This window comes from Vibrio sp. MM46, from assembly GCF_027587135.1.
Classification (GTDB): Bacteria; Pseudomonadota; Gammaproteobacteria; order Enterobacterales; family Vibrionaceae; genus Vibrio; species Vibrio harveyi.
On record NZ_JAPPTO010000008.1, the window covers coordinates 219,564 to 234,094 of the forward strand.

Annotated in this window: 11 protein-coding genes and 1 pseudogene; 7 read left to right on the forward strand and 5 right to left on the reverse strand. The window is 41.6% G+C overall.

Annotated features, from left to right (window positions below; translation table 11 throughout):
* The first annotated feature begins 11 nt into the window (after positions 1-11).
* Both OH459_RS11555 and OH459_RS11560 read left to right on the forward strand, forming a co-directional pair.
* On the forward strand, positions 12-557 hold the full coding sequence (locus OH459_RS11555; RefSeq protein ID WP_269986823.1) for a hypothetical protein: 546 nt from the start codon (positions 12-14) through the stop codon (positions 555-557).
* Positions 551-1,933, forward strand: a complete 1,383-nt coding sequence (locus tag OH459_RS11560; protein WP_269986824.1) for a DEAD/DEAH box helicase — start codon at positions 551-553, stop codon at positions 1,931-1,933. Before OH459_RS11555 ends, OH459_RS11560 begins: the two co-directional genes overlap by 7 nt.
* A gap of 465 nt (positions 1,934-2,398) precedes the next feature.
* Here the strand turns inward: OH459_RS11560 and OH459_RS11565 are convergent, their stop codons facing one another.
* The 4 genes from OH459_RS11565 to OH459_RS11580 form a co-directional block, all read right to left on the reverse strand.
* Positions 2,399-4,156 (reverse strand): UvrD-helicase domain-containing protein, encoded by a 1,758-nt coding sequence (locus tag OH459_RS11565; protein WP_269986825.1) that lies wholly within the window; start codon positions 4,154-4,156, stop codon positions 2,399-2,401.
* Positions 4,156-6,099, reverse strand: a complete 1,944-nt coding sequence (locus tag OH459_RS11570) for an ATP-dependent nuclease (RefSeq protein ID WP_269986826.1) — start codon at positions 6,097-6,099, stop codon at positions 4,156-4,158. The genes OH459_RS11565 and OH459_RS11570 overlap by 1 nt, the downstream gene beginning before the upstream one ends.
* A 325-nt stretch (positions 6,100-6,424) precedes the next feature.
* Positions 6,425-6,784, reverse strand: a complete 360-nt coding sequence (locus OH459_RS11575) for a VOC family protein (RefSeq protein ID WP_269986828.1) — start codon at positions 6,782-6,784, stop codon at positions 6,425-6,427.
* 63 nt (positions 6,785-6,847) lie between these two features.
* Positions 6,848-7,549, reverse strand: coding sequence for a helix-turn-helix transcriptional regulator (locus tag OH459_RS11580; RefSeq protein WP_045414334.1), 702 nt, complete (start codon positions 7,547-7,549; stop codon positions 6,848-6,850).
* Between the two features lie 292 nt (positions 7,550-7,841).
* Between OH459_RS11580 and OH459_RS11585 the strand changes: the two genes are divergently transcribed.
* The 4 genes from OH459_RS11585 to cas6f are packed head-to-tail and all read left to right on the forward strand — an operon-like array spanning position 7,842 to position 12,807.
* Positions 7,842-9,053 (forward strand): TniQ family protein, encoded by a 1,212-nt coding sequence (locus OH459_RS11585; protein WP_269986831.1) that lies wholly within the window; start codon positions 7,842-7,844, stop codon positions 9,051-9,053.
* Positions 9,054-9,055: 2 nt separating this feature from the next.
* A complete protein-coding gene (locus tag OH459_RS11590; protein WP_269986833.1) occupies positions 9,056-11,143 on the forward strand; it encodes a type I-F CRISPR-associated protein Csy2 in 2,088 nt (695 codons plus the stop codon).
* A gap of 6 nt (positions 11,144-11,149) precedes the next feature.
* Positions 11,150-12,181 (forward strand): type I-F CRISPR-associated protein Csy3, encoded by a 1,032-nt coding sequence (gene csy3, locus OH459_RS11595; RefSeq protein ID WP_269986835.1) that lies wholly within the window; start codon positions 11,150-11,152, stop codon positions 12,179-12,181.
* 8 nt (positions 12,182-12,189) lie between these two features.
* On the forward strand, positions 12,190-12,807 hold the full coding sequence (gene cas6f, locus OH459_RS11600) for a type I-F CRISPR-associated endoribonuclease Cas6/Csy4 (protein ID WP_269986837.1): 618 nt from the start codon (positions 12,190-12,192) through the stop codon (positions 12,805-12,807).
* A gap of 789 nt (positions 12,808-13,596) precedes the next feature.
* Here cas6f and OH459_RS11605 read toward each other — a convergent pair.
* Positions 13,597-13,764, reverse strand: coding sequence for a hypothetical protein (locus OH459_RS11605; RefSeq protein ID WP_269986839.1), 168 nt, complete (start codon positions 13,762-13,764; stop codon positions 13,597-13,599).
* A gap of 311 nt (positions 13,765-14,075) precedes the next feature.
* Between OH459_RS11605 and OH459_RS11610 the strand changes: the two are divergent.
* A pseudogene (locus OH459_RS11610) lies at positions 14,076-14,531 on the forward strand (formylglycine-generating enzyme family protein); the annotation flags it as partial.

Sequence of the window (14,531 nt, forward strand, 5' to 3'; positions counted from 1 at the left end):
GCAAGAGTCACATGAAGAAAGTAACCAGAATTAACCCTGATATGTTTAACCTATTGATCGAAAAAGGGATGGATGATTTCTCTGTTATAGAAGCTAGGGATGCTTTGTTAAATAGTACTTCAACCTTTACGAGCAGTGACGAAGCTCGAAAGTATGTTTATAAGCAACTTCTATCACTTGAGGAGAAAGGCTGGCTTTCTGTCATTGGGACTCGCAGAGGCAAGCGTTACTATCAAACTAATGAATTTAAAGCGCTTACAATTGAGCCTCGAGCAGCTAGAAATAAGAAAGCTAAAGTTGATTCAATAACTGTTCAAACTCCGGAGTTCTCTCTAAATGCACTAGAACAAGAGAAAAAACAACATGAAGGTGAGTTAGCGATTACTCTGGGCGAGATTGAGGAATACCAATCTTTGTTAACGCGTTTTCCAAACAACAAGCATGATATGGAACCGTTATTCAATGCAGCGAGAGAGCGATCAGCTAAGCTATTGGGCAAAATCAATGCACTAACCAACTGGATGCAAGTAGCCCAAAGCAAGGCTTCCCAATGTTAAGAACATGGCAAGCTGAGTGCGTAGAGCTGGCTATCAATAAGTTTTCATCAAATCGACGCCCACATTTTTTCTGTCAAGCCACTCCTGGTGCTGGTAAAACCGTTATGGCAGCAGAGGTTGCTAAGCGTCTTTTTCAAGAAGGTATGATTGACTTAGTTCTCTGTTTCTCACCATCACTTTCGGTCGCTGAAGGGATGAAAAAGACCTTTTCATGGAAACTGGAATGTTCCTTTAATGGAGGCTTGGGCTCTTTAGGTGGGTCTTATACCTATCAATCCATCCGTTTTTTAGATGAAAACTTCTGGAACACCGTCAGTAAATATCGGGTACTAGTCGTATTTGATGAGATCCACCATTGCTCGTTTGATGATGAGGGGCGGTCAAACTCATGGGGGTTAGAAATTGTCAGTAAGATCCAAGGTTTTGCCCGTTACACATTAGCGCTGTCGGGTACTCCTTGGCGCTCTGATCGGTTACCGATAGTTATGGCCGAGTATTCCGACCCTGATGGTATGCTCATTTGTGATTATCAATATGGCTTGCAACAGGCAGTTGTTGATAAGGTATGCCGCCAACCTAAAATTACCCTGATAGACAATGAGCATTTGAGTATCCAGAAAGGCAGTGGTAATCAGCACTTTTTCTCCATTCTGGACTGCCTTAAACAATCTGATGTCTCTTATCACAGTGTCATTCACAATGAAGATGCTATGAACTACATATTGAATAGTGGTTGCCAAAAGCTAGCCCAAATAAGACAAGAGTCCCCAAATGCAGGTGGTTTAGTTGTCGCTGCTTCTATAAAGCACGCGAAACATATTCAAAAACGACTGATTGAGCACTTTCATCAATCAGCATGCATCGTGACTTATCATCATGATAATCCGTTAAATGAAATTGAGTCTTTTCGTCACTCGAATGTTCAGTGGATAGTCAGTGTTGGAATGATAAGTGAAGGCACGGATATCCCTCGGTTGCAGGTTTGCTGCCATATGAGTTCGGTCAAAACGGAACTTTACTTTAGGCAAGTCCTTGGAAGGATATTGAGAGTTAATGATTCACCCAACCAAGAAGCATGGTTGTATACCTTCGCTGAAGAAAGTTTGATTGGGTTTGCTGAAAGAATTGAGCAGGATATTCCTGATAGCTGCTTGTACATTAAACAAGAGAATAATGTGCCGAGCGCTATTGATGAAAAGCACCTGCCACCGAGTACCGTATCGGAAAGCATTCAATCTGATCGACCTCAACCAAGCCTACTTAATTGGGGAGAAGCTTCAGATGTTATTAACTCAAATAACGTAGGACTTACTTTAGCCTTGGATGAGTTGAGGTTAGGCCAATTTAAACAGCGAGTCATCGCTGCATTCACTTAAACTGATTCAGCTTCAATCTCTTTCAACGTTTTACCCGAAGAGTCTCTCCAGATGGTGTTACCATGCCTATTTCTTCGAGGTTACTACGCAACTTTGTATAGCCTTTAGACAAGCTAGGCTGTGCGGTTGTTAGTGCTTGAGAACCTTTCAATACGACAATGCCTTCATCAGTAAGCATGGCTTTAGCATCAACTTTTTTGATCTTCAGTTGTAATAAAGTGTTCTCTTGCACGTTTGTTTGAGGTGAGGCGATTTGAGTTACTCTTGTTCCAGTTATTTGTTCCCTAGAGAACAAATAACAGTACGAATGTCAGAGAACAATAAAGTTTTAACACAAACTAGCCATCACATGAGCTAGCTCGTTGCTGGACATTTCTGAGTTATGACCCAAAGATCATTCTGACTTTTCGGATTAATTCTAGTATTGCGACCTGCCTACATGTGGTGACTAAATTTCCCTATCCACTACACAATAGTAAATCCAACCGACTCTAGTTGCTGCCTTTCTGCTGGTTTCAGCGTTTTCACTGCCCAAATTAGAAGTTCTCTCGGCCTTGATGATGCAACATAAGCAAACCTAGCAGCCTCGCTATCAGGGTCTTTGAGCCAATCTTTCCAATGAGAATCACCTCCAGAGCGAGCAGATGATATAACTATAGTGGCCGAGTGGGTTTCGCCTTTCGCACCATGAATCGTTCCTTTTGTAAACTGCAAAGATGGCTTGTTAGTAACAGTCAATGACAGCGCAACTTCAAGTTTGGCAGATCCTGGCGGGGAAATTAAGTTAACGTCTTCCAACGGAGCTAGTGTGCTTGCAATAGCTTCAGAACAAAAGCTCTGCTGTGGGAGAGCTCGGATTAATACCTTTGCTTTTTTTGCCCAGCTTGACCACTCAATATCAACATTCTGTAAAGAGTTACTAATCAAATAATTTAAAGCCCCATATAAAAACTTGCGCCATGTAAGGTTAGAGGTAATAGATTGAGGGCAATTTAAACTGTTTGGCTTATAGCTTTCCTTTAAGTGATAGCGAAGAAACTCTGAGAAGTGCTGTAAAGACTGATTGAGAGCTTCCATATTATCGGGGTCATATAGCTTAACAGCGAGAGCTAGCCTCTGAATGTTGTTTGGCTTGGCAATAGAAGTCTGGAATTTATTCAGTATGGAGTGGCCTCTTGACACAACGACGTTGTTTTCGAACCCATCACATTTTTCCTCGAAAGAACTTATGAGTTCTGTAGGGCACTTGTCATACTGAAGCACTAAGCACCTTGGTTCAAGCCAAGTCATGTTTCCAACTATATTGTCACGACCAGTTAATGTTGCACAAAGGTTGACGATGTTTTGGCAACTTCTAAAATTTCTCGTTAGATACAAGCAAGTGAAATTATTATCTTGTGTAAACTGTTTTACTTTTTCTGGCTCAACTTTACGGAAGCCATAAATTGCTTGATGAAGATCTCCAACAAAGTGGAGACTTGTTCCATTACGGGCAAGTAGCTTTACAATTGTTAGTTGTAATTCTGATAGATCTTGGCACTCATCAACAATAATTAGTGGATAGCGTACCGCAAGCAAAGAAAAATAGTTGTTAAACTCTTTTTTCTTCAGTGCTTTATAGGTTAAATATTCAATATCTTGATAGGTAGCAAACCCGCCTCTGAGCATTTTTCTCTTGGTAGTGATCAGATCTTGTATTTGGGCGTCTTCTAAGGCAATTGAATTAAGGGCTTTATCTAACTTTTGGTCAGCAGTTGCAAAAATAAATTTCTTCTTTATCGGGTCAAAGGAGTAATGGTGGGCACTTATTCCCCCTCGTTCTGAAATATCAGTTTCAGTTCGATATCCTAAATACGCACTTGGCTCAATAATGCGAATTGATGCATCGTGCCTTTCTCCAGTATAGCCTGTCAGTTCTGTAGATAGTGGAGAAACGATATTCTTGTATATAAAACTATCAAATGTACCTAAAAAGTGAGGGAATTTGCTCTGACCTTTGGGTAGATACTTTGAGACTCTTCTCGCTAACTCGTCGGTAGCGCTGTTTGCAAACGAAAGTGCAGCAAGCCCACCTGGATGCTTCTCCCAAGCATCGATTTCCTTAGCAACCTTTGCAGCAACTACTTCAGTTTTTCCGCTTCCGGGACACGCTTCCAAAAAGATGTTATCTTCTATGCTTGAGTGCACATAAGCAAGTTGCTCATCAGTAAATTCCACAGCCATTAGCATTCCTCTGCAACATCAATTGATGTAGCCCACAGAATTGCATCCCTGATGTATTTAGGGACAGCAAAAGGGCGACCCTCACGTTGGATTTTTTCGGTGAGCACTTGAGCAAAAATCCCTTTCCCAATCTTATCGTCGTCAATTCTTTTTAGAATGTTGTGAGCCATTACAGCGACATCTTCTGGAGATTTTTTTGTCCAGTCTATCGAGGCTAGCTGTGAAAAATGTTCAATTATTTTGCTCGTTCCTGTTTCTGGCGTAGGCCACAGAGAAGCGATGATTTCAGACATTAACGCAGCATTGTTTCCTTCCATAGCTAAGTCATACTCTAAGGTCTTGTAATTACTAACATATAGCCGAGCATTGGTAGATTTATTGATAGAGGCAACTAGTTTGATGGCATGGTTAGTCCCGTCTTTCGTGTTACCTTCATAGGGTCTGAAATCCTCTTCGATTTCTTTTATTTTGCTTGTATCTTCCGGATCGGGAATCTGCCTTGTTTGCCTCTTCGGTGGATCTAGATCTGTGATGCCGGCACATCTTATAGGAATGTTATTCCAGGAGCTCCTATCGTCATCATCTTTGCTATCAATATTGCAATATAACTGCATGAAATGCTTGAAATAGATTCCGTTTAAGTTAATTGCCGAGATGCCTAAGTCTTCAAGGTTTTGGCGACCTTCTTCTTGTTCTTTCAGTACGATTTCTGCCAAGGCTGGAATTATCATTTGTTCAGCAATCCCTTCTACAAGGATTACGCCACCTGCAAATAATAAGTTTGATTTAGTTACGTCTAACCATCGGTTTATGAACTGACTGCTAGTTTTAGGAAGTCCACAGGTACGCAGAGGAGTTGCTACTGGGGTTGGTGATTTGGACAAATGAATGATCGACTCAAGGTCTACAGAAGAAGCTAAAACGGTAGAGTGTGTAGTTACAATGACTTGAACATTTTTGTTCTCCTCCGCCACTGATCTTAAGTGATTTAACAGCCTTATTTGCAGCTGAGGATGAAGATGGGCTTCTGGTTCTTCAATAAGTAATAGCTTGAAAAGTGGTTGGTCTTCATCTTCGCCATCAAGCGTTAGCTCTGCCAAAATCGACGCAATATAAAGCAAGTTGTTATAGCCCAAGCTATTTTGACTAAGCTCACGGAACAGTTCCTGATCTTTTACAGATAAGTCCGGGAAGAAGAGCAAGGTCAGGCTTTCGGCAATTTTAGTAAAATCACTTTTTGCAAATTGGATACTGGTTTTTTGCCCGAAGTAATGCCCAATTGCCTTGGTCAAATTATCATTTATTAGCTTACTAGCATCTTTAATCCCTAATTTTCCGTCATCAGCCAATGATTCATTGAATTCTTTCAACTTAGATTCAAGAGGATGAAGTTTAGTGTCTCTTTTACACTCTTTTAACTGTTTACGATTTAGAGCTTTTAGAAGCTTTGATAGCCTAGATTGGCGTCCATTTGATAGTTTTGCCTCAGCGTCCCTTAATGGGGGAAGGTAAATACACTGAACGAGATCTAGTAACTCAGGATCAAACTGGGAGCTTCTAGATATCCCTCCCCAAATAACTTTTTTGAATCGCCCTCGAACTTCCTTGTTTTCAGCTTGTAGGTTTAACAGCGCAGTATTAGAGGCTCCCACCCAGGGAAGAAAAGCAACTTTGTCAGCTGCGTCTAGCCCATCAAACTCAGCGCTGATAGAGAGCGATGAAGCATCTATGCCTCCAGCGACAAAAGGGCTAAAAAAATCATCGCTAGTAATGCTATATCTACCTGATTCAGAATCGTGAAAAAGCTGTCTAATAGCGCTAATTATGGCCGTTTTACCTGCGCCATTTTCACCAACTATCACATTTAATCCGCTTGCTAATTGGACGTTAAATTCTTTTCCAAAACACCGGAAACCTTCAGCTTTTAAGTTACTTAAATACATGCCTTACCCTACCTACTTGAATAGACATATTCTAACTGTTTGATATGGTTTGGGTAACTATATGGGTAGCTTACTTGAGTGACTTAGCTAACACTATTCATGTACGGTGCGGACTTTAATGGTTCTAACAGGAGGTCGACGAGTTCACTATTTACACATGTTACTTTGCATAACCTTTACTAAGGCAAACTAATGAAAGAGCAATGCGATTGAACTTTTACTCTAAATGATAAAGGGGCACTTCTGAGATACGAATTGCCAATTGTGAAGATTCTGGACATAAATGAGCTAGCAAAGATGCTAGCTCTCATACCAAAAGGCAATGTTAAGCAAATACTCGTAAGCGGTGACCATCTGGGTCTAATGCAACAAAGTTAACGCCATATACAGATTCTTCACGTTCTTGAGCAAATACTACACTCAGTTTTTTCCATTTCTCGAACAGGTTGTCTAGCTCGATGCGACTTGTTGCTGGGATAGAAAGCTCTGTGCCGCCGCCTCGAACTTGGCTACTTGGTGTTAAAGCATCAGCTTGTTTAAGAGTAACCTTCACGTTTTCAGCAAATTCTACAACTGCGAAAGTTGGTGACAAAAGCTTTGGTTGGCACTCGAATACACCCTCATAAAAAGCCATGCTAAGTTGGACGTCTTCTACATAAAGAACAATAGAATCAATTGCTAACATAGTAATCACCCTCGTTTCATAAATTACTGAATCAAGTATATCCAAAAGTGCTGACAGTTTTTGTCAGTAGAGAATACGCTTATGTTTAATGCCCTCCAAGGCTTCCCATTCAGTGAGTAGAGAGTGACGAGAGCGCTTGTATTTCGAATCAAGTTGAGAAGTCGAATGGATTCTATCAAGTCGGAAATTACGGAAGTCATCTCGTGCTTCACACCATGCAACCAAAATAGAGTGTCGTTCAAACATACCTATGAGAATTGGCCACACAATCCTTTTGCTGATAGAGCCTTTGGCATCTTCGTAAACAATTTCAACTTTATGTTCTTTCTGAATCATTGATTTCAACTCGTGTAGAGAGATCATAAACTTCGGAGCGTTGAGAGCTGAAGCAACTCTAATGACGCTCTCAATATGTTTAGCTTCGTGATCGGTGGGTAACACTGCTGAGATTTTAGCAAGTGCGTTAATGGCAGCCTCGTTAAACTCTCCGTTAGCTTGCTTTGCCACCCATTCCGCTCCTAACCTGAGGGCTTCAAGCTCTTCTAAGCTAAACATCATTGGCGGTAAATCAAAGTTAGGTTTTAAGATATAACCAAGACCAGTTTCTCCTTCGATATCGGCACCTTGAGCTTGTAAAGTAGCAATATCACGATAGATAGTGCGCACACTTACATTAAGCTGACTAGCCAATTTCTCAGCAGAGATTGGATATTTATAACACCGTAGTAGCTGTAGAAGATCTAGAAGGCGTTGACTTCGAGACATTGCAGAACCCATAAAATATACAATAGGGATAATGTACTAAAAGAGAATCAACAGATCATGGTTATTAAAATATCTGTGAACAACTTAGTAATAAAATAGTCTACCGTCTTGACTCTCGAAACTCATAAAGGGGCAGAACCTTCTTAGATCGTTCGCATCACAGTTTGTGATCACCAAGCGATTCTGTCGTATATCGGATGAGTTCGTAGGTGTTTTTGGCAAAGCTATGGTTGCAATATATGAAATATCTTCGATACTAAAACTTAGAAACTCTAAGTTTTAGTGGTGGCATGTGGAAACGGACATTCAACTTTATCCTGACGAATCGCTCGAAAGCTTCTTGTTGCGTTTATCGCAAGAGCAAGGTTACGAGCGATTTTCTCATTTCGCAGAAGATATCTGGTTCGACACAATGGATCAGCATGAAGCGATTGCTGGAGCTTTCCCCTTAGAGCTCAACCGAGTCAATATCTACCACGCGCAAACTACAAGCCAAATGCGAGTACGGGTTCTTATCCATCTTGAGAACCAATTAAAACTCAATAACTTTGGTGTGCTGCGCTTAGCTTTATCACATTCAAAAGCTCAATTCTCTCCGCAATACAAAGCTGTATATAGATTCGGGGTTGATTACCCTTATGCTTTTCTTCGCAAACGCTTCACGCCTATTTGTCCTCTGTGTATTGACGAAGCACCCTACATTCGCCAGCAGTGGCAATTTATCTCTCACCAAGCTTGTGAACACCATGGCTGTAAACTGGTTCATCACTGTCCTGAGTGTAAGTCGAGACTTGAATACCAAAGTACCGAGAGTATTAACCAATGTGAATGTGGTTTTGAACTCCGAAACTCGCGAGTAGAGGACGCGCCAGAGTCTGAGGTACTAGTCGCTCAATGGTTGTCAGGAAATGATTCAAAACCCTTGGGATTGCTAATGCGGGAAATGACGTTATCCGAGCGCTATGGCTTTTTACTTTGGTATGTAAATCGCTATGGTGATATCGATGACCTCAGTTTTGAGTCATTCATTGAATATTGTTGCGCTTGGCCAACAGCACAGTGGCAAGACCTCGATGCCTTGAAAGAGAAGGCAGAACTTGTTCGAGTAAAAGATTGGAAGAAGATGTTTTTCAATGAAGCCTTTGGCGCTCTGCTTAAAGATTGTCGTCAGTTACCTAGTCGGCAGTTGAGTCACAATACCGTACTGACACAGGTGTTAGCTTACTTTATTCAGCTCATGGCAACAGTTCCATCAAGCGCGAAAGGAAATATCGGTGATGTACTACTCAGCCCTCTAGAAGCTTCTACATTGCTTTCTTGTACAACAGATGAGGTATATCGGCTGTATGAGTTTGGTGAGATCAAAGCCGCGATTAGGCCGCGAATGCATACAAAGATAGCGAGTCACGAGTCGGCGTTTACTCTAAGAAGTGTCATCGAAACAAAGCTGACTCGAATGAGCTCTGAAAGTGATGGTTTAAGTGTGTATCTACCTGAGTGGTAATTATGACGAAATTAAGTGGCTTATTGGCAATTGAAGACGAAGCAGTAAAGCAGATTACGCTAAAGAAGATGTTCATGCCCTATACGGAAGATGTCTGTGTTGAAGGGTTTGAAAAAGAGGCGTTAACGATCTTGCTCAATCTCAGTTCAAGCCATCAATCAGATAGATGCTCGGATTGGTTGGATGTAGCCCGTGCTAAAAGGCATTTAAAAGCGGTTGAGAACCTAAAGGCGTCCCTTGACGAGATCAAATGGTTCCACACTCATAATCTCAAGTTTCCAGACTGCCGAGTTAAAGATCAGCGGATAGTCGCGCAGCCTCTTACGACAACCGAGGTATTCATTTCAAGCGGAGTATTAGAGCAACGTCTAGGGTGGGCACATAACTCTGCGGTGTATCGTCACACTTTGTGGTTATTGAATCCTTTTAATTGGCAATCACAGTCCGTATGCATTCTTTCACTTATACAACATGAAAGTCCCGTTTGGGTCGAGTTGCTCAAAGAGTTTGGTTTAGGTGCTAAGTCACTTGCTCGCTTAAAACATACAATTGAAGAACAGCTTCTTGATAATCATTTTCCCGATAGTGTCAGTCCTTACAGCAAGCAGCTACGGTTTCCATGGGGGGATGATTATGTTTCGGTGACCCCAGTGGTTAGTCATACCATTCAGAGCGAGTTAGAAGTGAGATCGAGAAGTCGAGAAAGTAAGCTTCGCTTTATGTCTTCGTCACTGCCAAACTCTGCGAGTATCGGGAACCTGTGTGGCAGTTTAGGTGGGTATATGAAAGCTCTTAACTACCCGCTAGACGTTAAATCAGCGCAGGTTGGGACGTTACCTGAAAGTCGCAAAAAGAGTGGTCACTACTTTGATGACTATCAGGTAACTAACGCCAAAATTTGTCAGGTGTTAAATCACTTAATTGGCTCAGAACCATCAAAAACACAGAAGCAAAGAGAGGGCGCTCGTAAGGTTAGAAGTAAGATATTGCGAAAGCAGATAGCCTTGTGGATGCTTCCATTAATTGAGTTAAGAGATATCGTTGATGCTGACCCTAATCAACAGCAATTGGAACATGATGACACTTTAGCTCAAGCCTTTTTGGCGCTACCAGAATCGGATCTAGGTTCTTTAGCTAGTGAGTTTAATCGCCGCTTACATCTCGTGTTTCAAAATAATAAGTATGCCACCAAGTTTGCCTATCACCCCAAGCTTATGCAGATCGTCAAAGCCCAAATCATATGGATCCTCGAACAAATCAGTAAACCAAATGGCAATGAAGATAAGGTAACGGGTGACCAGTATATCTATTTGTCATCAATGAGGGTGCAAGATGCTGTAGCGATGAGTAGCCCTTACTTGTGCGGTGCTCCTTCTTTGACGGCTATTTGGGGCTTTATGCACCGCTACCAAATAGAGTTTAATAAGTTAGTTAATTGTGATTCCCCGTTTGAGTTTTCGAGTTTTTCTTTTTATGTTCGTAGCGAGAACATTCAACCGACCGCGAAGCTTACCGAGCCTAACTCGTTCGCTAAAGCTAGAACGGTTTCAAACACGAAACGACCTACCATTCGTAGTGAACGATTGGCGGACCTAGAAATAGACTTAGTTATTAGAGTTCATAGTGAAAGCCGAATTTCAGATTTTAAGGCCGCGCTTAAAACGGCACTTCCCGTTGCTTTCGCCGGAGGGGCGTTATACCAACCACAGCTCTCGACACATATTGAGTGGCTAAGGACGTTGACCAGTAGGAGTGAGCTTTTCCATGTCATAAAAGGTTTGCCAGCCTACGGGCGATGGTTATATCCAAGTGAGAACCAGCCGAGTGACTTTGATGACCTAGAGCATTTAATAACGAAAGGCGCTGATAATTTGCCAGTTTCTATTGGCTACCATTTGTTAGAACGTCCAACTAAACGGTGCAACTCGATCACCGATTGTCACGCCTATGCAGAAAATGCGATAGGGTTAGCTAAGAAAGTGAATCCGATAGAAGTACGTTTTAGTGGAAGAGATCACTTTTTCAACCATGCCTTTTGGTCGATAGAATGCAGTAGCGAAACTATTCTTATAAAAAACTATAGGGATTAATCGTTTATGGAACTTTGCACTCAGCTGAACTACGTTCGATCACTCTCTGCTGGCAAAGCATATTTCTACTATCTATCTAAAAGTGGTGAGATGTGCCCCCTTGAAATTGATAGAACTAGGTTGCGCGCACCAAAAGGTGGTTATGCAGAAGCATATAAAGGGGGCAAGTTCGTAGAAAAGAATGTTGCTCCACAAGATTTAGCTTACTCCAATCCTCAGTTCATCGAAGAGTGTTATGTAAAACCTGGTGTTGATGATATCTATTGTGCATTCCCCCTTCGAATTCGAGCCAACTCTCAAACTCCAGATACCTGTAGTGATGACGAAGTGCGCTCTAAACTTTCGTTACTTGCGAAAACATATCAAGAGCTCAATGGGTATCAGGAACTTGCTCTACGATACGCGAAGAACATTCTGCTTGGTACTTGGCTTTGGAGAAACAGAGAGTGTCGACAATTGTCGATAGAAGTGACCACCAGTGATTCACAAACCTTGATTGTAGAAAACGCAACAAGGCTTTCTTGGTATGGTCATTGGGATGAAGCGTCAGCAGAATGCCTAGAAAAACTTACAGCTTATTTGATGCGAGCCCTATCTGACCCGACCGAATATTTCTACATGGATGTCAAAGCTAAAATTGGAGTCGGTTGGGGGGATGAGGTTTACCCAAGCCAAGAGTTCTTGGATGATCGAGAAGATGGTGCTCCTACTAAGCAGTTAGCTACCGTAGAATTATTGAACGGAAAAGAAACTGCTGCTTTTCATGGTCAGAAAATTGGTGCAGCGTTGCAATCGATTGACGATTGGTGGCATGAAGAAGCAGATAAGCCATTAAGAGTGAATGAGTACGGAGCTGACCGAGAGTACGTTATAGCAAGGCGACATGTTTCCTATGGAAATGACTTTTACCAGTTAGTCAGAAATACAGAGAATTGGATTGAGATAATGACAGCTTCTCAGACCATTCCAAATGACGTGCACTTTATTATGTCGGTCTTGATTAAGGGGGGGCTCTTCAATTGTTCCAAAGCGAAGTAAGGATGACTATGACGAAGCGTTACTACTTCTGTATACGTTATACCCCTGTTCAAGCCGACTATGAGCTGTTAGCAGGGCGTTGTATCTCTCAAATGCACTTGTTTATGGTCAATAACCGTCAAGCCATGAATAAAATAGGTGTGAGCTTTCCCGACTGGAGTGACGTTACGGTTGGTCAAACCATCGCCTTTGTTGCTGACGATAAGGAGGTGATGGTTGGACTCTCTTTTCAGCCCTATTTTTCTTTGATGGTAAATGAAGGTCTGTTTGAGATTTCTAGTGTTTGTGAAGTGTCAGACACTGCGATTGAGGTGAGGTTTGTCCGTAACCAAACGATTGGGAAAAGCTTTTTAGGTTCCAAGAAACGAAGAATCAAACGTAGCATAGCGAGAGCCGAACTATCTGGTGTTGAACCATCGTTACCAGCCACTAATGAAGAGCGTGTCGTCGATAGCTTCCATCGAATACCAATCTCCAGCGGTTCATCTGGGGAAGATTATATTTTGTTTGTACAAAAAGAGCTTGTGAGTGAGCGCGGTGAAGCAAACTTTAATAGCTATGGTCTAGCCACCAATCAAGAAAGAAAAGGCACGGTACCAGAGTTACGTGTTTGCCCATTTTTCTAAAGATCTTTTTAGAGATTCAAAAATAATGAGTTACAGATGCAAGAAGAAAAAGGGTATTTTGGTGAATTGTGACGTTAAGCATGCAGAATCAGATGGGTAGAGACTATATTCTACAGTGTCCTGCCGCATAGGCAGCTAGGAATTATTGAGTTTCCCAAGCCAAAACGCTTAACAAGTGTCCTGCCGAATAGGCAGCTAAGAATAGGTCAGGAAGAAAGCAACCGACCTGCTGAACAAGCAGTTAATAAAAACCATCGAGTCTAGGCTTGATGGTTTTTTGTTTGTTGTTAGTCGATTTTGTTCGTTAAAATCAGACTTGCTTGTTCGTAAAACGAGCCACCTCACTATTGTGCAACAGTCTGTCGTACAAATCAGCCAAAATCGAGAAAAGCCCCCTTCGCGTTAGGAATTCGTTGCGTAGATTGTGAATCGCAGTGTTGCGAAATGAACTTATTTTGGTTTTTAAAAAGTATCTGAGGACATGGGTAGGCAAACCAAACTTCTTCAATAAGCTCGCTGACATTAGGCTAATATTCGTTAGCTTAGCAGCTTCATGTAACTCAAAAGTGTCCAATGATGAGCTACTAGCTCAGAAGCTCAGAACTGCCCTAAAATGTGTTTAGAACGCAGTAAACCCTCATAAGAACTTTGTTCAACAACCTTTTAACTAAATTCAGGACAAGGCATTCGACAATCAAACTGTTTCGCAATTGCGCAACAATGGAGTGGTATTTTAAACCTGATTTAAGCTAAGAGTTACACAGACTCTCGTGACCTTGATTTCCAGTATTAGGGGGATTTCATTTTTCTAACGGTAACCTTTGAGTGCGTCATAGAGGATTGCTTAGATGCCTGCTTAAGGAGTTTGTTAGTCATCTTTATTTTACTAAGTCTACGCTGTTCAATGACTTCCTTGACATTAATCTTTGGCGCATCTTCTGATTCAACTTTTTCCACTTTCAACTCCCAATAGCCGATCCCGTATAGGGCAAAATCATACAGTTCTTCGTTCCAATATAAGTGTTTCTGTATGCGATCTAAGCATCTATTCATGCAATAGGCAAAGTCACATGGCATTTTGAGTTCGACATACCTGCTATTAGGACGAAGTTTAAGAAGACAGCACATGATAACTGCTAATTAACCACAAACAGACTCTTCCCTAAAACAGGAACGCCGTCGTTATAACTAGTCATACAGTGCCTTTGAAACTGTTCTCGTCTTTTATTTTTGCGTAAAATATGCACATAAAGTAAAAGGAATACCAAATGAAAAACAGATGGTTAGGTATGGCTTGTGTGCTTCCCTTATTGGTTGCGTGCAATAGCGAAAGTTCAGCAATTAAGGTGTCTAGCGAGACCGTTTCACAAAAGCAAATCGATACGATTGTGTCGAATATCAATGAGCTTTACCCAGAAGCAACTCCAGATCAGAAGCAGAAAGCGGCAGAAGTGGTGGTCCGAGCTATCGAGAACATGGTGTTCGTCGAAGGCGGAAGCTTCGATATGGGGGATTTCAAGATGGATTGTGATTTCCCAACAAAAACCGAAAACCGCTTAGATTGGTCTCCAGACGCGCAGTGTTTTAACTTTGCTACTAACCTATCTGGAGCCCAACATTTACATAAAGTTACTCTCGATTCTTATTCGATTTCTAAATATGAAACTAGCTTTTTAGATATGGAATGGATGCGTCAAATAAATGGATTACCGGTAGCCCTCACC